Origin of the sequence: Micromonospora andamanensis (assembly GCF_016863495.1) — a bacterium.
In the GTDB taxonomy this organism is placed as follows: domain Bacteria; phylum Actinomycetota; class Actinomycetes; order Mycobacteriales; family Micromonosporaceae; genus Micromonospora; species Micromonospora andamanensis.
In genome coordinates, this window is the sequence record NZ_BOOZ01000002.1 from 311,413 (window position 1) to 333,877 (window position 22,465).

A 22,465-nucleotide genomic window follows, 5' to 3' on the forward strand; every position below is an offset into this window, starting at 1 on the left:
TGGTCAGCATCACACGACCCACGGCGACGACGTGAGGTGCAACCAGTGCAGCAGCCGGACGGACTTCCCGCCGAGATCGACCTCTCCCGGCCCAGCGCGGCGCGGGTCTACGACTACTTTCTCGGCGGTGCCCACAACTTTGAGATCGACAGGCAACTGGCCGAGCAGATCGCGGCCATGACGCCGAACCTGCCGGCGACCATGCGGGCCGGACGGGAGTTCCTCCGCCGGGCCGTACGCGTCCTGCTCGACGCCGGCATCGACCAGTTCCTGGACATCGGCTCCGGCATCCCCACCGTCGGCAACGTGCACGAGGTCGCCCAGGCCGCGAACCCGAAGGCCCGGGTGGTCTACGTCGACATCGACCCGGTGGCTGTGGCACACAGCCGGGAACTGCTCGCCGGCAACGAGTTGACCAGTGCCATCCACGGCGACCTGCGGGATCCGGAGCGGATCCTGGCCGAGGCCGGTGCGCTGGACCTGCTCGACTTCGGTCGGCCGTTGGGCATCCTGCTCGCCGGGGTGGTGCACTTCGTCCCGGACGCCGACAGTCCCGGTGCCATCCTGGCCACCCTGCGCGAGGCCGCCGCCCCCGGCAGTCACCTGGTGATCTCGCACTCGACATTCGAGGATCAGCCGCAGGAGATGCTTGACGCGCAACGGCTGTCGGCGCGTACCGCCACCGAGATAACGCTCCGCTCGCGGGCCGAGATCACCGGGTTCTTCGGGGACTGGACCATTGTGGAGCCGGGCGTCGTGCACATGGAGCTGTGGCGTCCCGATTCGTCGTCCGAGACGACCGCCGACGGGCAGCGCTTCGGTGCCTTCGGTGGTGTCGCCCGGAATGACCGGTCTGCCGGCTGATCCCATGGCCGCCGTGGGGGCCTCCGGCGGGAACACCGTCGATCCGGCGGGTGCCAGACGGTACGCCGCCGACTGGGCGCGGGCCGTGCACCGGTTCGGCTTCGTGCCGCTGACCGCGGCCGAGACCGAGCAGCTGCTGCTCGGGCACACCGTCCGGTTGGCGGAGGCGCTGCTCTCCGCCGAGCCGCCGGCCCGGGTGGCGGAGGAGATCGGACGGTCCCTTGTCGACGCGCACCTCGCCGAGCCGGGGGTGGTCGAGTGGTCGGTGCGTACGCTCAGCGGGCGGTTCCGCGCCGAGGTGCTCGCCGACGCCGCCGGGCGGCCGGGGCTCGACGAACGGATCGCGGCGACGCAGGCCGCGTTGGCGGCCGGCTTCGCCCGCGCGCTGCGTCAGCGGACCTTCGTCCAGCAGGAGGGCATCGCCCGCGCCATGTGGCAGGCGCGGGACGACGCCGAGCAGGCGCTGCGCGACAGCGAGGCCCGGTTCCGGGCGGTCTTCGACGGCGCCGCCATCGGTATCGGCATCGCCGGGGTCGACGGGACGATCATCGACGTCAACCACACCTTCGCCGACATGCTCGGCTACCCCGTCGAGGAACTGCGGCAGCTGAACGTGGCGTCACTCTTCCACGCCGACGACGCGGCCGGCATGTGGGAGCTGTACCAGGAACTGATCGAGGGCAAGCACGACGCGGTCCGGGTCGAGAAGCGTTACTACCGCAAGGACGGCAGCGCCGTCTGGACGGACCTGGCCGTCTCGCTCATCCGTCACGACGACGGCCGACCCCGGTTCACCGTGGCCGTGGTCGAGGACATCACCGAACGGTACGAACTCCAGCAGCGGCTGCGTTTCCAGGCGCTGCACGACCCGCTCACCGGCCTGCCCAACCGGACGCTGTTCTTCGACACGTTGGCCGGCCTGGTGGAGCAGCCCGACGCGCCTGGCCGGGTCGGTGTCTGCTTCCTCGACCTGGACGGGTTCAAGGCGATAAACGACAGTCTCGGGCACGCCCTCGGTGACCGGCTGCTCGTGATGATCGCCCGGCGGTTGGCCGACTGCGTGGCCGAACAGGGCTACCTGGTCGCCCGGATGGGTGGTGACGAGTTCGTCATCCTGGTCGACGGGGTGGCCGCCGTCGAGGACGTGATCGCCGTGGCCGAGTCGGCGTTGGCCGCCGTCTCCGCGCCGGTATGTGTCGGTGACCAGCAACTCGCCATCTCGGCAAGCATCGGCATCGTCGACTCGGCGGTAGCCGGCACCAGCGTCGTGGAGCTGATGAAGGCCGCCGACGCCACGCTCTACTGGGCCAAGGCGGAGGGTCGTGACAGGTGGGCGGTCTACGATCCCGAACGCAGCGCCCGGGACAGCGCCCGGTCGGCGCTGGCCGCCGGGCTGCCGGTGGCCCTGGACCGGGGCGAGTTCGTGCTGCACTACCAGCCGATCGTGTCCCTGCTCGACGGTCGCATGCTGGCCGTCGAGGCGCTCGTCCGCTGGCAGCACCCGCACCTGGGGCTGATCGGCCCGGACCGGTTCATCGGGCTCGCCGAGGAGACCGGTCTGATCGTCCGGCTCGGCGAGTGGGTGCTGCGGCAGGCGTGCCGCGACGCCCAGCTGTGGCACACCGAATTTCCCGACGCCAGGCTGGTGGTGAGCGTCAACCTGGCCGCCCGCCAGGCCGACCGACCGGCGATCGTCGACACCGTGGCCGACGCGCTGGCCAGCAGCGGACTGCCGGCCGAACTGCTGCAACTGGAGCTGACCGAGAGTGCGGTGATGGGGTCCGCGGGGGAGCCGTTGCGGACGCTGCACCGGCTCGCCGCGCTCGGCGTACGGCTGGCCGTGGACGACTTCGGCACCGGGTACTCGAATCTGGCGTACCTGCGCCGGTTGCCGATCACCTGCCTGAAGCTGGCCGGCCCGTTCGTCGAGGGGATCCGGGGCACCGAGCCGGCCGACGCCGATCACCGCGACGAACGCATCGTCGACGCGCTGGTGCGGCTGGCCCACGCGTTGGAGCTGTGGGTCACCGCGGAGGCGGTGGAGACCGAGGCGCAGGCGGAGCGGCTGCGGGCGTTGCGGTGCGACACCGCGCAGGGGCGGTTGTTCGCCCCGCCGGGTCCGGCTGAGACGGTGGTGGCCCGCTTGCGTGGCGACCGGCCGTCATGATCAGAACGTGACGTTTCCGGGTACAGACACGGCTAGCGCATCAGGGTCGGACCGAGCGGATGGAGAGTCGACGTGGGGCTGACGGAGACCGGAGCTGTGGTGTCGGTCGTCGCCGCGCTCGCCATCCTGGCCGGGCTGGCCGGGGTGGTGGTGCCCGGTCTGCCGGCGTTGCCGTTGTGCTGGGGCGGCGTCCTGGTGTGGGCCCTGTTCGGCGACGCCGGAGCCGGCCGGTGGCTGGTACTCGCCGCCGCGACGCTCGTCGCCGTCGCCGGCACCGTGGTCAAGTACGCCTGGCCCGGTCGTAACCTCAAGCGGGCCGGGGTGCCCACCACGTCGCTGCTGGCCGGTGCGGTGCTCGGCCTGGTCGGCTTCTTCGTCATCCCGGTGGTCGGGCTGGTCATCGGCTTCGTCGGCGGCATCTTCGTGATGGAGCGGCTGCGGCTGGGAGACACCCGGCTGGCCTGGCCGGCGACGAAGCAGGCGGTGGCCGCCGCCGGGCTGTCGATGCTCGTGGAGTTCCTCTCCGGCATGGTGATCGGCGCCCTCTGGGTGGCCGGTCTGGTGATGGCCTGACCGAGCTGGGCGCTGGTGCTGACCGAAGCGGCGCGGGGGCGGAGTCAGGGCAGGGCGTGACGCCGTACCCGAGAGAGAGGTGACGCTTCCCCGCGCCGCCGCGGCGGCCGGGCCGTTCCGAGGGCCCGGTGGTCGGCCCGTCGCGATCGGGCCTGGTCACACGCCTAAGGATGGGCTACGCCGGCCCGGTCGGCAACGCAATTGCGCGGCCGGCGGTCGGGTCACCGTCCGGCTGCGTCGTGCCGTCGGCGCACCATCTCGGTGATCCAGATCGGGGCGTACGGGGACGTGCAGTTCGGGGGCGTCGGGTAGTTCTTGAGGACTTCGAGACGCTCACCTATGTCAAGGGCGCGGTCGCGGTGCTCGGCATGCTCGATCCCGATCTGAGCGAGGCAGTGGTTCATCGCCCACTGCAGCCGGTCCGGGGCAGCTTTCATCTCCGCCTCGATGACGTCGAGCAGTCCGGCGAGGCTGAGGCCCTGGGCGTTCTTCGCCACGCGTTCGGTGGTCAGTGCCCAGCCGGCACTCGCGACAGCTGGATCCGGATCGGCGGACCAGGCCAGGCGCAACGCCTCGGCGTGCGGGCTGTTCTTCACCACGTAGTTCACGAGCCAGTCCTGCACCTTGGGGGTGCGCGCCTCGCGCAACATGACGTCCAACTCGTCACGCGGGAACGCCTTGGGGCGGCAGATCAGGACAGCCAGCAGTCTCGCTGCGGTGTCCCCCGTCTTCCAGAGCTCCCGGGCGAGTTCCTGTTGCGTCTTGAGGCGTTTCGCGAGCGCGCGCAGCAGGCTGAGTTTCACACCGTGATCGTCACCGTGTTTCTCGTTCACCTCGCGCGTCTTCGGGTCCTCATACGTGGCCAGTTCGGTCATCACCTCGGCCACTGTCGGTTCGGTCATCCAGCCTCCTGCCTCTCACGTGGATCACTCGCGCCGCGGGCACATCCGGTCGTCAGTGGGTGTGGTCGGTCTGCGGGGAGAAGTGTTGTACCGCGAAGGCGACGGTCGCGGCGGTGTCGTCGTCGCTGGTTCCCGGGCAGCATAGGTTGAGATTGTCGGTTCATCCGGGGCACGCGACGCGATCAGGTGGCGGAGCCGAACCACCGGGACAACCGGGTGAGCAGATCCTGCTGGTCGTCGCCGACCCAGGCCACGTGACCGTCCGGTCGCAGCAGCACAGCGGGTACGTCCAACTCCTGGCTGACGTCGACGACCTGGTCGACCCGGTCCGCCCAGCCGTCGACCGAGAGTTTGCCGGTCTGGTCGAGCAGCAGACCGCGCCCGGCGTGCGTCAGCTCGTAGAGACGGCCACGCGTGAGCCGTACGTCCCGCATCCGGCGACCGAGCAGGTCATGTCCCGGGCCGAAGTCGTAGCGGACCCCGATCGCGGTGACCTTCTCGACCAGGTACCTGTTCACCTCCTCGAAGTCCATGAGTTCCGCCACCAGTCGGCGTACCGCCAGGGGGCCCGGCTCGGTGGCGAGCAGTTCCATCTGTGCGCGGGTGTTGTTCAGCACGTCGTCGGCGACCGGGTGCCGTTCGGCGTGGTAGCTGTCCAGCAGCCCGTCCGGCGCCCAGCCGGCCACCTCGGCGGCCAGCTTCCAGCCGAGGTTGAACGCGTCCTGGAGGCCGAGGTTGAGGCCCTGCCCACCGGTCGGCGGGTGGATGTGGGCCGCGTCACCGGCCAGCAGCACCCGGCCGGTCCGGTACCGCTCGACCAGCCGGGTGGCGTCGCCGAAGCGGGACAGCCAGCGCGGTGAGTGCACACCGAAGTCGGTGCCCGCGTGCGCCCGCAGCTGTTGTGTGAACTCCGCAAGGGTCGGCGGGACCGAGCGGTCGGCGGCCAGCCCGTCGGCGGGCACGACGACCCGGTACCCGCCGTCGCCGAGGGGCCCGAGCCCGAACCGCTTCTGGGTCCTGCGGACCTCGGCCACCACGGCGGCCACCGTCTCCGGCGGTACGCCCACCTCCATCTCACCCAGCAGCGTCTCGACCCGGCTCGGCTCGCCGGGGAAAGCCACCCCGAGCAGCTTGCGTACGGTGCTGCGGCCGCCGTCGCAGCCGACCAGGTAGCGGCCGGCCAACCGACTGCCGTCCGCCAGTTCGACTGTCACCCCGTGCTCGTCCTGGCTCAGCCCGACCAGCTCGCAGCCGCGCCGGATCTCCGCGCCGACCTCGGCGGCCCGCTCGGCCAGCAGCCGATCGGTGACCGGCTGCGGGATGCCCAGCACGTAGGGGTGGGCGGTGTCCAGCCGGTCCGGTGCGGGCTTGTCCACGGCGGCGAAGAAGCCGCCGACCGGGTGCCGCTGGCCGAGCGCGAGGAACCGGTCCAACAGGCCGCGCTGGTCCAGCAGCTCGACGCTGCGTACGTGCAAACCGAGCGCGCGGACGAACGAGGTCGGCTCGGTCTCCTTCTCCAGCACCAGAGTGCGTACCCCGTGCAGCCGCAACTCGCCGGCCAGCAGCAGACCGGTCGGCCCACCCCCGGCGATGATCACGTCGAACATCCGTACCCCCAACTGGTGTTCGGCCAGCTGCCGCGCGGTCCGGCGCGTGCCGTGCGGATCTCTGTTTCCGCAGGTCCTGGCCCCGGCCGCAGATTCTGCGGCATCACCCGGGTCTTGCGGCAAGACCCCAGACGCGATATACGTTAGGAGTGGCAGGGAGATCCTTCTTCCTGCCTTCTGTCTTGTGTGGGCTGCTGGCCGCGGTGCGCCGAGCCCAGCTCAGCCCCGATCGCGTCCCGGCGCGGCGTCCCGAGCGGCGGTGAGGCGGGTCGGGTCCAGCACGACGATGGTGCCGGGCTCGACGCGGATGGCGCCCGCGCCGACGAGTACCTGGAGCGCACGGTTGACTGTCACCCGGGACAGACCGATCTCCTCGCCGAGCCCCTGCTGCGCCCCCGGCAGGGTGATCCGGGTGCCCTGCGTACGCATCGATTCGGCGACCCAGGCGGCGATCCGCGCGACGGGCTCCGGCGCGGCGCGGCGGACCTGGGCCCGGCGGTCGCGGTGCACCTGGTCGGACAGGTGGCGTAGGACGTGGTCGCGGAGCGCCGGCACCTGGTCGATGAGATCTCGTAGGAGGTCCGCCGGCAGCAGGCGGATCCGGCAGGCGGTCGACGCGGTCCAGGTCGCCGTGTGCGATCCGCCGCCGAACACGGCTGCCTTGTCGATCACGCACGGGCCGGTCACCGTCGCGAATCGGACCCGTGCGCCGTGGCTGGTGTCGTAGCCGGCGGAGAGCGTCCCGCGGATCAGCACGACGAGGTGCCGGGCCGGCTCGCCGACGCGTGCGGCGGTGGCGCCCCGGGCCAGGTCGCGGGGCGGACACTCGGTGCCGAGCCACGCCAGGCGTGCCTCGTCGAGCATCGAGAACAGCGGCACCGCCGCCAGTTCCACCCGGTCCATCTCGCGGAGCGTATCGCGGGATACAGCCGTACGACCGCCGGCTCCTTACCCTCCCAGCCATGATCTGCGTGGAACTCTCCTTCACCGACGAGCCTGCCCGGCTGGTGGCCCGTCCGGCGCACCGGGACCGGCTACGGGCGTTGCACGAGCAGGGCGCGCTGCTTGTCGCCGGCCCCTGGGACGGCGACTCCGGAGCGATGCTTGTCTTCACCGGCGACCGGGCGGAGGTCGATCGGCTGATGGCCGCGGATCCCTACTTCACCACCGCCGGTGTGCGCGTCGTGGCGGTGCGCGGATGGCGACCCGTCGTCGGTCCCTGACGGTTTGCCGGGGGAGCGGATGAGGGTACCGGCGGAGCGTCCTGTTGACGGTGATCGGCTTGGCCGGTAGACCTTGGTGATGGAGGCTGGCGGATGAGGAAACCACCGCTCACGCTCGAACAGTTGCGGGTCGCCGTCGCCGAGGGCGAGATCGACACGGTGGTGCTGGCCCTTGTCGACATGCAGGGCCGGTTGCAGGGCAAGCGGTTCCACGCCCCGTACTTCCTCGACCAGGTCGTCGCGCACGGCAGCGAGGGGTGCAACTATCTGCTCGCCGTCGACGTCGACATGAACACCGTCGACGGGTACGCCATGTCGAGCTGGGAACGCGGCTACGGCGACTTCGCGATGAAGCCGGACTTCGACACCCTGCGCCGGGTGCCCTGGCAGCCCGGCACCGCCCTGCTCCTGGCCGACCTGGAGTGGCTTGACGGTGCCGGCCCGGTGATCGCCTCGCCGCGGCAGATCCTGCGCCGGCAGTTGGACCGGCTGGCCGCGTACGGGCTGACCGCGTACGCCGGCACCGAGCTTGAGTTCGTGCTGTTCCGTGACTCGTACGAGCAGGCGTGGCGGCGCGGCTACCGGGAGCTGACCCCGGCCAACCAGTACAACGTGGACTATTCCCTGCTCGGTACCGCCCGGGTGGAGCCACTGCTGCGGCGGATCCGTACCGAGATGGCCGGCGCGGGTCTGGTTCCGGAGAGCGCGAAGGGGGAGTGCAACCTCGGCCAGCACGAGATCGCCTTCCGTTACGACGAGGCGGTGGCCTGCGCCGACCATCACGTGATCTACAAGAACGGGGCGAAGGAGATCGCCGCCCAGGAGGGCATGTCGATCACCTTCATGGCGAAGCCGAACGAGCGGGAGGGCAACTCCTGCCACATCCACTTCTCGCTGCGGGACGCCTCCGGCGGCTCGGCGATGCTGGGTGACGGGCCGGCGCACCTGAGCCCGACCGGGCAGCGGGTGCTCGCCGGGCTGCTCGCCACCATGCGGGAGCTGAGCCTGCTCTTCGCGCCGAACATCAACTCGTACAAGCGTTACCAGCCGGGCTCGTTCGCCCCTACCGCACTGCGGTGGGGCACGGACAACCGCACCTGCGCGCTGCGGGTGGTGGGGCACGGGCAGGGGATGCGGGTGGAGAACCGGGTGCCGGGCGCCGACGTCAACCCGTACCTGGCCATCGCGGCCCTGGTGGCGGGCGCGCTGCACGGCATCGAGAACGAGTTGGAACTCGGCCAGGAGTGCGCCGGCAACGCGTACGACGACGCGAGCGCCGAACGCGTCCCCGGCACCCTCCGCGACGCCCTCACCCTCTGGGAAGGCTCGACGGTGGCCCGCGACGCCTTCGGCGAGGAGGTGGTCGCCCACTACGCCAACATGGCCCGCGTCGAGCTGGCCGCCTTCGACGCCGCCGTCACCGACTGGGAACTGACCCGTGGCTTCGAACGCCTCTGACCCCCAGTTCTCCGGCCCCGGCCCGGCCCACCGCGATCATGCAGTTGTGGCGCCCGAAGACGGCAGTAAGCGGCTTTTCTCCCGTGCCACAACTGCATGATCGGCGAAGAGTGGGTGGGGTGAGGGTGGGTGGGTGAGGTATGGGATCCGGCTCGTGGGGTGGTTTTGCGGGAGGTTGGGGAGAGCTCCGTCGGGGACGTGGACTGGGCGGTGGGGCGGGCCGCCACGGCGTTCGAGCGGTGGCGGGGGGTCAGTGCGGGGGAGCGCGGGCGGTTGTTGCGGCGCTTCGCGGCGGTGGTGGACGAGCACCTGGAGGAGTTGGCGCGGCTGGAGGTCGCCAACGCGGGGCACACCATCGGAAACGCGCGGTGGGAGGCGGGCAACGTCCGGGACGTGCTCGACTACTACGCGGGTGCGCCGGAGCGACTCACCGGGCGGCAGATCCCGGTGCCCGGCGGACTGGACGTCACCTTCCACGAACCGCTCGGCGTGGTCGGGGTGATCGTTCCGTGGAACTTTCCCATGCCCATCGCCGCCTGGGGTTTCGCCCCCGCGCTCGCCGCCGGCAACACGGTGGTGCTCAAGCCTGCCGAGTTGACCCCGTTGACAGCGATGCGGCTGGCCGAGTTGGCGGACCAGGCGGGTCTGCCCGAGGGGGTGTTCACCGTACTGCCCGGGCGGGGCGAGGTGGTCGGTGAACGATTCGTCAGCCACCCGGCCGTCCGCAAGATCTGCTTCACCGGCTCGACCGAGGTCGGCACCCGGATCATGGCCGGCTGTGCCCGCCAGGTGAAGCGGTTGACCCTGGAACTGGGCGGCAAGTCTGCGAACATCGTCTTCGCCGACGCCGACCTGGACCGCGCCGCCGCGGGCGCGCCGTACGCCGTCTTCGACAATGCCGGCCAGGACTGCTGCGCCCGGTCCCGGCTGCTGGTGCAGCGTTCGGTGTACGACCGCTTCCTGGAACTTCTCGAACCGGCGGTACGCGCCTTCCGGGTCGGTGACCCGGCCGACGAGAGCACCGAGATGGGACCGCTGATCTCGGCCGGGCAGCGGGACCGGGTCGCCGGGTACGTCGACGGCTCCCGGGTGGCGTTCACCGGCTCGCGGCCCGACGGCTCCGGATACTGGTACCCCCCGACAGTGCTGCTCGCCGACTCACCCGGGGACCGTCACTGGCGGGAGGAGATCTTCGGTCCGGTCGTCTCGGTGCTCCCGTTCGACGACGAGGATGACGCCGTCCGGTTGGCGAACGACACCGAGTACGGTCTCTCCGGCTCGATCTGGACCCGCGACGTGGGCCGGGCGCTGCGGATGGCCCGGGCCGTGGAAGCCGGCAACCTGAGCGTCAACTCGCACTCCTCGGTGCGGTACTGGACGCCGTTCGGCGGGATGAAGCGCTCCGGCCTGGGCCGGGAGTTGGGGCCCGACGCCCTGCACGCGTTCACCGACGTGAAGAACGTCTTCGTCAGCACCGAGGAGTGAGCATGCAGGGACGGTTGCAGGACCGGGTGGCAGTGGTGACCGGGGCGGCCAGCGGTATCGGACTGGCCACCGTGCGACGGTTCGCCGCCGAGGGTGCCCGGGTGGTCTGCGTCGACGTCGACGCCGAGGCCGGACAGCGGGCGGCCGACGAGGTCGGTGGGAGTTTCGTCGCGGCCGACGTGGCCGACGAGCCGGCGGTACGCGACCTCTTCGACGGGGTGGTCGAGCGGTACGGGCGGGTGGACATCGCGTTCAACAACGCCGGGATCTCTCCGCCGGACGACGACTCCATCCTGGAGACCGGGCTGGATGCCTGGGAACGGGTGTTGCGGGTCAACACCACGAGCGTCTACCTCTGCTGCAAGCACGTCATCCCGCACATGCGCAGGCAGGGCCGGGGCTCGATCATCAACACCGCCTCGTTCGTGGCGCTGATGGGCGCGGCGACGTCCCAGATCGCATACACCGCGAGCAAGGGCGGGGTGTTGGCGCTCACCCGGGAACTGGGCGTGCAGTTCGCCCGGGAGGGCATCCGGGTCAACGCCCTCTGCCCGGGGCCGGTGGCCACGCCGCTGCTGCGGGAGCTGTTCGCGGCCGATCCGGAACGGGCCGCCCGTCGGCTGGTGCACGTGCCGATGGGACGGTTCGGTGAACCGACCGAGATCGCCGCCGCGGTGGCCTTCCTGGCCAGCGATGACGCCTCGTTCATGACCGCCGCGCAGTTCGTGGTCGACGGCGGCATCACCGGCGCGTACGTCACCCCCCTGTGATCTCGCTTACCCGGAGGGTGGGCAACAGCGGTCAGCCGAGTGGACACCTGTGCTCGTCCGGAGCTGAACAGCGTCTGATCAGTCGTATGCGTTACGTTGCTGATCCCTCTGGGTAGAAGGCGGGTCAGGGCATTCAATGATCGGGCGCGGTGCGGACACGGCCGGGGAGGCTGCATGAACTCGGCCCAGGGGGGCGTGGACGGTGGTCAGCCGTCCGCTGCGGAAGAGGGAATGTCTCCGCTGCTCGCGGCGGCATTCGCGGGTGGCGGAGAGATGGGGGCGCTGCTGCGCGATCGTGACTGGTCGGCCAACCCGCTCGGTCCCCCGGAGCGCTGGCCCACCTCACTGGGCAACGCCATCAGCACGATGCTCGCCTCCAAGGCGCAGATCGCCATGTTCTGGGGCGAGGACCTGCGCGCCTTCTACAACGACGCGTACCGACCCACGATCGGTGACAAGCATCCGGCAGTGCTTGGCGAACCCGCCCGGGACCACTGGACGGAGACGTGGGACGTGTTGGGGCCGTTGCTGACCGGGGTGCTGCGCGGCGGTGAGTCGTACCAGGCCCCGGACCGTCACTTTCTGCTCAACCGGCACGGCTTCGTGGAGGACGTCTACTTCGACGTCTCGTACGACCCGATCCGTGACGTCGACGGAACGATCAGCGGGGTGCTCTGTATCTGTAGCGAGACCACCGGGCGGGTGCTCAGCGAACGCCGGCTCCGCGTACTTGCCGAACTCGGCTCGGAGCTGGCCGATCCGGTCGGCAGCGACGAACTCGGCCAGGTCGCGGCGACGGTGCTCGACAGGTACCGGGCCGATGTGCCGTTCGCGCTGCTCTACCTGCGGGACAGCGAGGGCTTCCTGCGCCTGACCGGGGTCAGCGGCGCCGGGACCAGCGCGGGCGATCCGCCCGCGCGGCTGATCGAGGTGGCCGCGACCGGGGTCGGTGAGGTGCTGGCCACCGCCGACCTGCTCGGCCAGGTGCCGGCCGATGCCGCCGACGAGGCGATGGTGCTGCCGATCAGCGCGACGAACGATCCGGTCGGCGTGCTGGTGCTGGGAGTGGCCCGGCGGCTGCCCCTCACCGAGGACTACCGCACGTTCTTCGAGCTGGTCGCCGCACAGATCTCCCGGGCGGTCGGCAAGCAGCGGGCGTACGAGCAGGAACGGGCCCGCGCCGCGGAGCTGGCCGCCCTGGACCTGGCCAAGACCAACTTCTTCGCCAACGTGAGTCACGAGTTCCGCACCCCGCTGACCCTGGTGCTGGGCCCGTTGGAGGACCTGCTCGCCGACCCGTCGCTCAGCGAGGACTACACACAGCGGTTGACGGTCATGCACCGCAACGCGTTGCGACTGCTGAAGCTGGTCAACACGGTGCTCGACTTCTCCCGGCTGGAGTCCGGGCGGCTGGTGGCCCACTACGAGCCCACCGACCTGGCCGACTACACCTCGCGGGTGGCCAGCACGTTCCGCTCCGCCACCGAGCGTGCCGGGTTGCGGTTCGTGGTGGACTGTCCGCCCCTGGCGGAGCCGGTGTTCGTCGATCCGGACATGTGGGAGAAGATCGTCCTCAATCTGATCTCCAACGCTCTGAAGTTCACCTTCGAGGGTGAGATCAGCATCCGGGTCCGTGCTGTTGACGGTATGGCTCGGCTGGAGGTGTCCGACACCGGGGTGGGCATCGACGCGGGCGAGCTACCGCACGTGTTCGAGCGGTTCCACCGGGTGCCGGGGGTCCGTTCGCGCAGCCACGAGGGCACCGGGATCGGTCTGGCCCTGGTCCGCGAGCTTGTCGAGATGCACGGCGGCCGGGTCAGCGCCACGAGCCGGCTCGACGCCGGCAGCACCTTCGTGGTCACCATCCCGTTCGGTGCCGCGCACCTGCCGGCCGAACGGGTGGCCGACACCGATCACACAGTGCGGGAGCCGCGGCAGGCGCCGTTCTTCGTCGCCGAGACCGCGCAGTGGACCGCCGGCCCGGTCGCGGCCGTGTCCCACCCGACGGACGCCCCGACCATGCCGGGCGTCGACTCCCCGACGGAGTCCGTGCCGCAGCTCCCCACCGCCGCGCCCGCCGGCCGCGTCCTTGTCGTCGACGACAACCCTGATCTGCGCGAACACGTCAACCGACTGCTCGTGCCCACCTGGGAGGTGAGTACCGCCGCCGATGGGGTGGAGGCGCTGCGGCTGGCCACCGAGGAGGCGTTCGACCTGGTGCTGACCGACGTGATGATGCCGCGTCTGGACGGCTTCGGGCTGGTCGCCGCGCTGCGCGCGGACCCGCGTACCCGGTACGTGCCGATCGTGCTGCTCTCCGCCCGCGCCGGTTCGGCCGAGGAGGTCGCCGGGTTGTCGGTGGGTGCCGACGACTACCTCACCAAACCCTTCTCCGGGCAGGAGCTGATCGCCCGGGTCCGCGCCAACATGGCCCTCGGTCAACTGCGCAACCAGATCATCCGGCGGCTGCGGGCGCTCGCGGACGCCGCGGTCGCGGTCAACACCGCCCGCTCCACCGCCGACGTGCTCCAGGTCGCCGCCCGCCACGCGTTGAGTCTCGCCGAAGCTGTCCGGGTGGTGGTCTCCGCCGGTGGGGCGCGCTACGAGGCCGACGCCGGTGGGGCCAGCAGCGTCGAGCCGTCGTTCGTCCTGCCGTTGACCGGGGTGGCCGACCAGCCGCTCGGTGAGCTGCGGGTGTGGCATCCGGCCGCCGAGAGCGCCGACGCCGACGAGGCCGCGTTGACGCAGCTCGCCCGCCTGGTCGGGGTGCGCATGGAGAACGCCCAGCTCTACGAGGTCGAGCACCGGATCGCCACCACCCTCCAGCACAGCCTGCTGCCTCGCACCCTGCCCCAGTTGCCCGGAGCCGTGGTGGCCAGCCGTTACCTGCCGGGTAGCGCGGACGTCGAGGTGGGCGGCGACTGGTACGACGTGGTGGCCCGGGACGACGACGAACTCGTGCTTGTCATCGGCGACGTGGTCGGCAAGGGGGTGCCGGCGGCGGCGGCCATGGGCCAGCTACGCAACGCGCTGCGCGCGTACGTGCTGGAGGGCTTCGACCCCGGCGAGTCGCTGACCCGGCTGAACCGGCTGGTGGGCTCCACCGAGTCACGCTCGTTCGCGACTGTCTTCTGCCTGTGGTTCAGTCCCCGCACGGGTCGGCTGCGCTACGCCAGCGCCGGGCACCCGTCGCCCCTGGTGATCCGGGGAGACGACGTCGCGTTCCTGCACGGCCGGGCGCTCGGGCCGCCGGTCGGCGCCATCGCCGGCACCGAGTACGAGACCGTCTCGGGCGAGCTGCGGGCCGGAGATCGGTTGCTGCTCTACACCGACGGCCTGATCGAGGACCGGGAGGTCGGCATCGACGACTCGCTGGCCCTGCTGCGTGCCGACGCGGCCCGGTCGGGTGAGCACGTGGCCGACCTGATCGACGCGGTGGTGGCGCGGGTCGCCGGCCGGCTCCGACGGGACGACGTGGCGGTTCTCGCCCTGGAGGCGGTCGAACTCAACCGCTTCGAGCTGCGGCTGCCCGCCGACCCGACCCGGCTGAGCGTGCTGCGCAAGCGGCTGGAGGACTTCCTCGTCGCGCACCGGGTGGGCGAGACGGACCTGTTCGACCTGACCGTGGCGGTCTCCGAGGCGGCGGCGAACGCCATCGAACACCCGGTCGACCCGGTGGAGCCGGTGGTCGAGGTCGAGGTGCGGGTGGAGGACCGCACCGTGGTGGCGACGGTGTGCGACAGCGGACGGTGGCGCGAGTCGACAGGTTCGGGCTTCCGGGGTCGTGGGCTGTCGCTGATCCGGGCACTCGGGGATCTTTCGGTCGAGCACACCCCGCAGGGGACGCGGGTCACCCTGCGCCGGGAGCTGAGCGCGTAGTCGGGCGCCGGTCGGTCCGAGCCGGCCGGCGCCGGACGCGACAGGCGCGGATCAGGCCGGATGGAGCCAGGGTTGACTGCCCAGGCCGGCGATCTCCAGTACCCGACTGACCTGCCGGGACGGCAGCACCGTCAACGTGTCCGGGTAATGGCCGGCGAGCCGGACCACCGCATGGATGGCCGCCGAGTCGAAGAAGGTGACCGCCCGCAGGTCGAGGGTCACCCGGCCGGCCGGCTCACCGAGCACGGTCTGGAGCATGGTGTCGGCGGTGGCCATGTCGACCTCGCCGGTGACCACCACGCTCAGATGATCACCATTGGTCTCCGCGCTGGCGGAGAAAATGGGAGGTGCGCCCCCTTGATCCACGCAGACACCTTGACACAGTGCTTGTGGCAGGGCAACAACCGCTCGCAGCGGCCGGTGGTGGGGGTCACTACGGGGGCGGCGATAGGCTTGTGTCATGACCGTCCGTGCGCCGCTGACCCCCGGCACGCTCTCCCCGTGGCGGCCGGTACCCGCCCACATCACCCGGCCGGAGTACGTCGGCAAGAAGGCCCCCCGACCCTGGCAGGGGTCGCACGTCCAGACGCCGGAGACCATCGAGAAGATGCGACTGGCGGGCCGGATCGCTGCCCAGGCGGTGCAGTTGGCGGGGGAGCACTGCAAACCCGGCGTGACCACTGACGAGATCGACCAGGTGGTGCACGACTTCCTCATCGACAACGGCGCCTACCCGTCGACGCTTGGCTACCGGGGCTTCCCGAAGTCCTGCTGCACCAGCCTCAACGAGGTGATCTGCCACGGCATCCCCGACACGACAACGCTCGCCGACGGCGACATCATCAACGTCGACGTCACCGCGTACATCGGTGGGGTGCACGGCGACACGGACGCGACGTTCTGCGTCGGCGAGGTCAGCGAGGAGAACCGACTGCTCGTCGAGCGGACCCACGAGGCGATGATGCGGGGGATCCGGGCGGTCGCCCCGGGTCGGCAGATCAACGTGATCGGCCGGGTCATCGAGTCGTACGCGAAGCGTTTCGGCTACGGCGTCGTCCGCGACTTCACCGGGCACGGCATCGGCGAGGCGTTCCACAGCGGGCTCTACGTACCGCACTACGACAGTCCGCGCCCCACCGACGTGATGGAGCCGGGAATGACCTTCACCATCGAGCCGATGATCACGCTCGGCACCTACCAGTACGACCTCTGGGACGACGGCTGGACGGTGGTCACCAAGGACCGGAAGTGGACCGCCCAGTTCGAGCACACAGTGCTGGTGACCGAGGACGGCCACGAGATCCTGACGCTGCCATGACCGAGACCCCGGCGGCGCTGCGCGAGCACCACCACGCCGACGTGTCCGGCGGCTGGCTGCGCCCGGCTGTGTTCGGTGCGATGGACGGCCTGGTCACCAACATCGCCCTGATCGCCGGGGTGGGTGGCGGTGGCGTCTCGCCCCACACCATCGTGCTCACCGGCACCGCCGGCCTGGTCGCCGGCGCCATCTCGATGGCGCTCGGTGAATACACGAGCGTGCGGTCCGCCAACGAGCAGATCGCCGCCGAGGTGGCCAAGGAGCGACAGGAACTGGAGCGTCACCCGGAGGCCGAGGCCCGGGAACTCGCCGACATGTGGGTCGCGCGGGGCCTGCCGGAGGACCTCGCCATCCAGGTCGCCGAGGCGGTACGCAGCCAACCGGAGCAGGCGCTGCGGATGCACGTGCAGGAGGAACTGGGCGTCAACCCGGACGAACAACCCGATCCGTGGAAGGCGGCGCTCTCGTCGTTCCTCTGCTTCTCCGTCGGGGCGCTGGTGCCGCTGCTGCCGTACCTGTTCGGGGCGACAAGCCTGGTGCTGGCCCTGGCGATCGGCGGGCTCGGGCTCTTCGTCGCCGGTGCCGTCGTCTCCCGGTTCACCAACCGCCGGTGGTGGTCGGGCGGGTTGCGCCAATTGCTGCTCGGCGCCGCCGCCGCGGTGGCGACATACCTGATCGGCACGCTCATCGGGGTGCAGGGCGGCCTCGGCTGAGTCAGCCGTCGAGCAGGTCGTCGATGGTGCCGTCGACGGGGCGGCCCCGGGCGGTGAGTTCCGCCGACTGGCGGGCCAGCACGGCACCCACCTCGGTCATGTCCGCGCCGGCCAGCCCGGTCCGCCGCACCGCGTCGCCCGGATCCCGGAAGTAGGTACGGCTGAGCAGCCCGCTGACCGTGGCCGCGCCGAGCCGGGCCTCGCCGAGCATCAGCAGAGCCTGGTCCGTCTCGTACCACTCGGCCAGTCGGGCGGCCCGGGCATGTGCGGCGCTGCCCCGGTACCACGCCCTGCGGGCGGCCGAGGTGAACTCGGCCGGGCGGGCCCGGGCCAGCCGGCCGAGGTGCTCGTCGCGCAGCGTGGCCAACCATCCGGTCGGGTCGTGCAGCGCCCGCGTGGTCACGTACCGGTCGGCGGTCAGCGGCCACCGGCTGGTCAGCTGCCGGGCCTGACGCAGCCGCTCCTCGGCGGCGACCACTGTCAGGTCGACGAGCACGCCGTCCACCCGGCGGGTCGCCGGCGGTGGTCCGGTGCCCGGCCGGTAGGTGGCCACCAGCAGCCCCACCTCGCCGTCGCCACCGCCGTCATCGTCGCCGTGGGCCAACGGACCGTGGACCGCGACCGCGAGCACGTCGGCCGGAAAGCGCCGCCGGATGGCCACGGCGACCCGCTCGGCCACGTCCCACCGGGGATCGTCCCGGTGTTCCTGAACACCGTCCACGTCGACCACCCCGCGATCGCGCACCCACACCGTCGCCGACAGCGACGTCCCGGTCACCGCACACCCTAAGCCCTGCGCCGGCCCGGGACGCTCAGCGTGATGTCAGATCATGTTCGTGGTTCGTCGGGCACCAGGCGGAAGATCCGGATCTCCCGGCCGCCGGCTCGCTCCACGTACGTTTCGTAGGCCGGCCACTCGTCGACCAGGAGCCGCCACAGTCGGTCGCGTTCGGCGCCCGTGGCCACCTCGGCGCGAACCGGGATCCGACGTCCCTTGACGTCCACCTCGGCTCTCGGTTCGGCGAGCAGGTTCAGCGACCACGCCGGCTGATGAGCCTGGCCCCAGTTCGAGCCGACCACCACGTAACAGTCCCCGTCGGGCACGTAGAGCAGCGGGTTGCTGCGCGGTAGACCGGACCTGCGGCCGGTTGTGGTGATCACCAGGGACGGTACGAGCCCGAGGGCGACCACCCGTCCCCGGGTCAGTCGTCCGACGGCCCGGTCGACAGGTACCAGCAGCCGGATGGTGGCACCGAACCAGCGGTGCCGACCGACCCGGCGGGTGAGGCTTCCCAGAACGGACATCCGCACAGTCTGGGGTGCCGGGTGCCGGTCAGTCCAGGCGGCGTTCCACAGGTAGCCGGGAGCGGGTGAACAGCGCCGCGCCGAGCATCGCCACAAGTGGTACCGCGACCAGCACGCCGAGGGTGAGCCAGGGCATCACCAGCGGGTAGGGCGGTTCGATCGGCCAGCGGTCGGCGTAGCGCTGGTTGGTGAAGGTCAGCACGATCAGGGCCGAGGCGAGGCCGGCGACGATGCCCAGCGTGGAGCCGAGCACCGCGATCAGACCGGCCTGGCAGAGCGACAGCAACCGGCGTACGCCCGGGCCCGCACCGACCGCGGCGAGGGTGGACAGGTCGGCCCGTCCCTCGGCGGCGGCCAGACCGGTGGCGATGCCGGCGGCGCCGACGGTGACCACCGCGGAGACCGCCGCCAGCAACAGCAGCAGCGGGCGGGTGTCATCGTCGTAGTCCTGGTTCCGCTCCAGCGCGATTCCCAGGGAGCGGAGCGCGGCGTCGAGTTCGTCCTGTCGCTGCCCGTCCGGAGGCCGCGTGACGTCAAGTGCCCAGCCGATCTGCCGGGTCGTGAGCCCGAGGCGGTCGGCGGCGGTGGGGGAGAGCAGCAGCCAGTGCTCGCCGAGCCCGGTGTGCACCGCGTGCCCGGGCACCGTGGCGGTGTCCGCCGGCCGTGTCTCGCTGCCGTGGTCGACCCGGAGATCCAGCCGGTCGTCCCGCACGAGGCGGGCGTCGGTGACCACGGCGCCACCGGACCGCAGCGTCGCGGTGGCGGCTGCGGCGTCGGCCGGGGCTACGCCGGTCAGCAGCCGCAGCGCGGTGCCGTCGTCCACGGCGACCCGAAGGTACGGGCCGTGCGGGGTGTCGTCGGCGTGCTGGCAGCGGGGGTCGGCGCGGGCCTCCAGTTGGTCGGCCGCACTGAGCGGCTCGTACGGCTGCCAGGGGCAGGCCCGCTCGGGCGGAATGGTCGCGGTGACCGTGCAGGCGTAGAAGTCGGGCGAGCACCCGGCGGACTTCAGCGGGGCGATCGTGCCGGCGCCGAGCAGTTCCCGGGCCGGGCCGCTGATCTCGTCGAGGGTTGGCGGGCGGTCCGAGATGGGATCCCCACTGGTGGTCGCCAGCACCGTGTGTTCCGGAAGCAGTGCCCGGTTCTGCTGGTCGCCCCGGGCCTCTTCGCTGGCCAGGAAGAGACCGAGGGCGACACTGCCGGCGACGGCCGCCATCACGGCGGAGATCGCTGGTGCGGCCGAGGCACGGTTGCGGCTGGCGTCGCGTACCGCGATCCGGGGTGCCAGCGGGAGGAACCGGCCGAGTCGGGCCAGCAGTCCCACAAGTGTCGGGGTGGCGAACACCAGCCCCAGTTCGCCCAGGACCAGCCCGGCGAGGATCACCGCCTGCGAGGTGACGACCGCACCGATCGCGGCCACCACGGTCCCGCCGGCGGCCAGCGCGATGCCGATGGTCAGCCACCGGCGGCGGTGCACGGGCGGGGAACGCCGTCCGGCGAGTCCGGCCACCACGTCCTGCCGGGCGGCCGTCCACGCCGGTGCCAGAGCGGCCAGCACCCCGGCCAGCACCGCGACAAGCGCGATCACGACAAGTGCCGCAGGCCAGACACGGTAGCCGCCGAACCGCTGCTGGAAGATGAACTGTTCGACAAGGGGCCGCCCGGCGAAGGCGGCGGCCACCCCGAGCGCGATCCCGGTCACCGCACCGACCCCGCCCAGCACCACGCCGTCGGCGAGCACCACCCGGCGCAGGTGGGCGGCGTCACCACCGGCCACCGCCACCAGGGCCAGTTCCCGCCGCCGGCGGCGGACCCCGACGGCGAACGCCGGCCCGACCAGCAGCACCACCTCGAGCAGGCCGAGCCCGCCGACAAGTACGCCGGTGCTGACCTCCTCCAACGTCATCCCGCCGTCCGGCGGGTCGAGGTGCTGGAGCCGTACTCCGGGCGGCGCGGGCGTCCGGGCGGCGACCACGATGCCGTTGCGGTTGAGGTGCCGGAAGATGTCGTCGGTGATCGGGCCGGGCAGGTCGACCAGGAACACCTCATCGGGGTGGGTCTGCGCAGGTGCCCCGGCGGGATGCAGGACGACCATCGGGGTCAGTTGCTCGGGTAGTTCGGCGACGCCGACGACCGTCCAGGTGCGGGTGCCGTCCCCGGCGGCGACCCGGTCCCCGAGGTCGACACCGAGGCTGCGGCGGGCGGCCAGGTTCACCGCGATCTCGTCGGCGTTGGCCGGCACCCGGCCCCGGTGGATCCGGGCGAAGCCGTGCCCGAGGGGGTCGGTCAGGTCGATCGCGGTCGCGGCGACGTCGTCCCGGAAGCGGCCGTCCTGCCAGGCGCTGAACGGTACCCAGCGACGTATCGGCAGCACCCGGCTGCCCTCGGGGAGCAGCGCGGCGACGTGATCCGCGGTGACCGGCGCGGTGAGCGGCCGGTCCTCGCTCCCGGAGGTCCAGCCAGTGCCGTCGGCGTTCTGTTCCACAGGCGTGCGGCCCACCACCTGCAGTTCCGCGTCGGCGCTGCCGAGTCGGCGGTCCATCCGCTCGGCCGGAGTCAGCCGGGCCATGTCCACGCTCACCGCGATGAAGCTCAACGCCAGCACCGGCAGGATGATCATCGCCAGCACCAGCGTGGTCCGGCCACGGGCCCGCTTCGCCTCACGTCTGGCGATGCGCAGCGCGGCCCGCCACGAGCCGAGCAGCTCGGCCAGCCGGGCGCCGCTGGTCAGCCGGGGTGTTCGCCAGCTCACCGGCCGCTGCCGCTGAGCAGGGCCTCCACGCCGGCGAGCGGGGTTGTCGAGTCGACAGCCACACCGTCGCGCAGGAAGACGACCCGGTCCGCCCAAGCGGCGTGGCGCGCCTCGTGGGTCACCAGCACCCCGGCCGCCCCGGCGTCCACCCGGCGGCGCAGCAGCCGCAGCACCGCCTCGCCGGTCTGTGAGTCCAGCGCCCCGGTCGGCTCGTCGGCCAACACCAGCCGCCGCTGCCCGACAAGCGCCCGCGCGATGGCGACGCGCTGCTGCTGACCACCGGAGAGCTGGTCGGGGAACCGGTCACCCAGCTCGGACAGACCCACCTCGGTCAACGCGTCGAGCGCCAGCCGACGGGCCGCGCGTACCCCGGAGCCGTCCAGTTCGAGGGGGAGGGCGACGTTCTCCGCCGCGGTCAGGCTGCCGATGAGGTTCAGGTTCTGGAAGATGTAGCCGATGCGGCGGCGGCGCAGCCGGGCCAGCCCGCGCCGGTCCAGGGCATGCAGCGGCTGCCCCTCGACGTGCACCTCACCGGCGGTCGGGCTGTCCAACCCGCCGGCCAGGGTGAGCAGGGTGGACTTGCCGGAGCCGGAGGGGCCCATCACGGCGACCAGTTCGCCGGGGCGTACGGCCAGGCTCACCCCGCGCAGGGCGTGTACCGCGGCCGGGCCGCTGCCGTGCGTGCGATGTACGTCACGCAGGTCCAGCACGGCGTCGCCGGGCGGACCGTGGGCTGCCGGGTCGGCGGTCGCCGCGGCATCGGACGCCGCTCGTGGATCGGGGGCGGCCGGCATCCGCCCGCCGGCGGTGCTCACCGTCGCGCCTCCTCACCACTGTGGCCCACCGCCTCGGAGAGGGGCGCTGGGCCGGCGACCGGGGGGCGGTGCCGCACCAGGCTGCTCTCGCAGTGGTCGAGCCAGCGCACCTCGGCCTCGGCCTGGAACACCATGGCGTCCAGCACCAGCCGCCACGGCAGATCCGCCGGGCTGTCGCTGGAGTACTTCAACCGGGTCAACTCCTGCAACGTGCGCATGGTGGCGGTCCGTTGCGTCTGCACCACCGAGCGGACGTCCACGCCGGGGGTGGTCAACGCCAGCGCCAGCTTGATCGCCAGCTCGTCCCGGGGGCGGTCGGTACGGCTGATCGGGGTGGCGAACCACAGGGCCAGGTCCGCCCGCCCGGCGTCGGTGATCTCGTACGGACGCTGGCCGGCCTCGCTCTCCGGCAGCGACCTCACCAGGCCGTCCCGCTCCAGCCGGGACAGCGTGGTGTAGACCTGCCCGATGTTCAGCGGCCAGGTGGAGCCGGTCGACTCCTCGAAGGCGGCCCTGAGCTGGTAGCCGTACATCTGCCCGCGTTCGAGCAGGGCGAGCAGGCCGTGGCGGATGGACATGGACCGGAGTATGCATACCTGGTATGCCGTCCGCAACCGGCGCGGGAGTGAGCTCGCCT

The 22,465-nt window shown here is 71.6% G+C and carries 19 protein-coding genes; 10 read left to right on the forward strand and 9 right to left on the reverse strand.

Translation table 11 applies throughout. The features are described from left to right. Positions 1-45 precede the first annotated feature (45 nt). From Van01_RS02060 to Van01_RS02070, 3 genes are all read left to right on the forward strand, one after another. On the forward strand, positions 46-864 hold the full coding sequence (locus Van01_RS02060) for an SAM-dependent methyltransferase (RefSeq protein ID WP_203998582.1): 819 nt from the start codon (positions 46-48) through the stop codon (positions 862-864). Between the two features lie 4 nt (positions 865-868). After that, a complete protein-coding gene (locus Van01_RS02065; protein ID WP_203998585.1) occupies positions 869-3,031 on the forward strand; it encodes a putative bifunctional diguanylate cyclase/phosphodiesterase in 2,163 nt (720 codons plus the stop codon). A gap of 72 nt (positions 3,032-3,103) precedes the next feature. Next, positions 3,104-3,604: a DUF456 domain-containing protein gene (locus Van01_RS02070; protein ID WP_203998588.1), complete on the forward strand. Its 501-nt coding sequence runs from the start codon at positions 3,104-3,106 to the stop codon at positions 3,602-3,604. A gap of 221 nt (positions 3,605-3,825) precedes the next feature. Here the strand turns inward: Van01_RS02070 and Van01_RS02075 are convergent, their stop codons facing one another. From Van01_RS02075 to Van01_RS02085, 3 genes are all read right to left on the reverse strand, one after another. Next, entirely contained in the window at positions 3,826-4,506 is a 681-nt protein-coding gene (locus Van01_RS02075; RefSeq protein ID WP_203998591.1) for a DNA alkylation repair protein, read from the reverse strand. 182 nt (positions 4,507-4,688) lie between these two features. Further along, positions 4,689-6,113 carry a rifampin monooxygenase gene (gene rox, locus Van01_RS02080; RefSeq protein WP_203998595.1) on the reverse strand — a complete coding sequence of 475 codons (1,425 nt, stop codon included), beginning with the start codon at positions 6,111-6,113 and terminating at the stop codon, positions 4,689-4,691. A gap of 219 nt (positions 6,114-6,332) precedes the next feature. Continuing rightward, on the reverse strand, positions 6,333-7,016 hold the full coding sequence (locus Van01_RS02085; protein WP_203998598.1) for a Crp/Fnr family transcriptional regulator: 684 nt from the start codon (positions 7,014-7,016) through the stop codon (positions 6,333-6,335). Between the two features lie 59 nt (positions 7,017-7,075). Between Van01_RS02085 and Van01_RS02090 the strand changes: the two genes are divergently transcribed. The 5 genes from Van01_RS02090 (at position 7,076) to Van01_RS02110 (ending at position 14,928) form a co-directional block, all read left to right on the forward strand. Next, complete coding sequence (locus tag Van01_RS02090; protein ID WP_203998602.1) at positions 7,076-7,336, forward strand: YciI family protein; 261 nt, start codon at positions 7,076-7,078, stop codon at positions 7,334-7,336. A gap of 93 nt (positions 7,337-7,429) precedes the next feature. Further along, positions 7,430-8,794, forward strand: coding sequence for a glutamine synthetase family protein (locus Van01_RS02095; RefSeq protein ID WP_203998606.1), 1,365 nt, complete (start codon positions 7,430-7,432; stop codon positions 8,792-8,794). A gap of 129 nt (positions 8,795-8,923) precedes the next feature. Continuing rightward, positions 8,924-10,279: an aldehyde dehydrogenase family protein gene (locus Van01_RS02100; protein WP_203998609.1), complete on the forward strand. Its 1,356-nt coding sequence runs from the start codon at positions 8,924-8,926 to the stop codon at positions 10,277-10,279. A 2-nt stretch (positions 10,280-10,281) separates the two neighbouring features. After that, entirely contained in the window at positions 10,282-11,049 is a 768-nt protein-coding gene (locus tag Van01_RS02105; protein ID WP_203998612.1) for a 3-oxoacyl-ACP reductase, read from the forward strand. 174 nt (positions 11,050-11,223) lie between these two features. Next, positions 11,224-14,928: a SpoIIE family protein phosphatase gene (locus tag Van01_RS02110; RefSeq protein WP_203998615.1), complete on the forward strand. Its 3,705-nt coding sequence runs from the start codon at positions 11,224-11,226 to the stop codon at positions 14,926-14,928. 51 nt (positions 14,929-14,979) lie between these two features. Here the strand turns inward: Van01_RS02110 and Van01_RS02115 are convergent, their stop codons facing one another. Continuing rightward, a complete protein-coding gene (locus tag Van01_RS02115) occupies positions 14,980-15,294 on the reverse strand; it encodes an STAS domain-containing protein (protein WP_203998618.1) in 315 nt (104 codons plus the stop codon). A gap of 94 nt (positions 15,295-15,388) precedes the next feature. On the opposite strand from Van01_RS02115, the gene map reads away from it, so the two are divergent. Further along, positions 15,389-16,246, forward strand: coding sequence for a type I methionyl aminopeptidase (gene map / locus Van01_RS02120; protein WP_203998621.1), 858 nt, complete (start codon positions 15,389-15,391; stop codon positions 16,244-16,246). Beyond that, complete coding sequence (locus tag Van01_RS02125) at positions 16,243-16,959, forward strand: VIT1/CCC1 transporter family protein (RefSeq protein WP_203998624.1); 717 nt, start codon at positions 16,243-16,245, stop codon at positions 16,957-16,959. The genes map and Van01_RS02125 overlap by 4 nt, the downstream gene beginning before the upstream one ends. Before the next feature lies 1 nt (position 16,960). Here Van01_RS02125 and Van01_RS02130 read toward each other — a convergent pair whose 3' ends face one another. The 5 genes from Van01_RS02130 to Van01_RS02150 all read right to left on the reverse strand — a co-directional run bounded on the left by Van01_RS02130 (position 16,961) and on the right by Van01_RS02150 (position 22,406). After that, the gene (locus Van01_RS02130) at positions 16,961-17,680 is read right to left on the reverse strand and encodes a nucleotidyltransferase domain-containing protein (RefSeq protein ID WP_373306198.1); all 720 of its coding nucleotides are present in this window, start codon (positions 17,678-17,680) and stop codon (positions 16,961-16,963) included. Between the two features lie 107 nt (positions 17,681-17,787). Beyond that, complete coding sequence (locus Van01_RS02135; protein ID WP_099847108.1) at positions 17,788-18,264, reverse strand: nitroreductase family deazaflavin-dependent oxidoreductase; 477 nt, start codon at positions 18,262-18,264, stop codon at positions 17,788-17,790. Between the two features lie 28 nt (positions 18,265-18,292). Then, on the reverse strand, positions 18,293-21,013 hold the full coding sequence (locus Van01_RS02140; RefSeq protein WP_239098812.1) for an ABC transporter permease: 2,721 nt from the start codon (positions 21,011-21,013) through the stop codon (positions 18,293-18,295). Continuing rightward, complete coding sequence (locus Van01_RS02145; protein WP_239098813.1) at positions 21,010-21,828, reverse strand: ABC transporter ATP-binding protein; 819 nt, start codon at positions 21,826-21,828, stop codon at positions 21,010-21,012. Before Van01_RS02145 ends, Van01_RS02140 begins: the two co-directional genes overlap by 4 nt. Beyond that, positions 21,825-22,406: a PadR family transcriptional regulator gene (locus Van01_RS02150; protein ID WP_099847106.1), complete on the reverse strand. Its 582-nt coding sequence runs from the start codon at positions 22,404-22,406 to the stop codon at positions 21,825-21,827. Before Van01_RS02150 ends, Van01_RS02145 begins: the two co-directional genes overlap by 4 nt. Positions 22,407-22,465 lie beyond the last annotated feature (59 nt).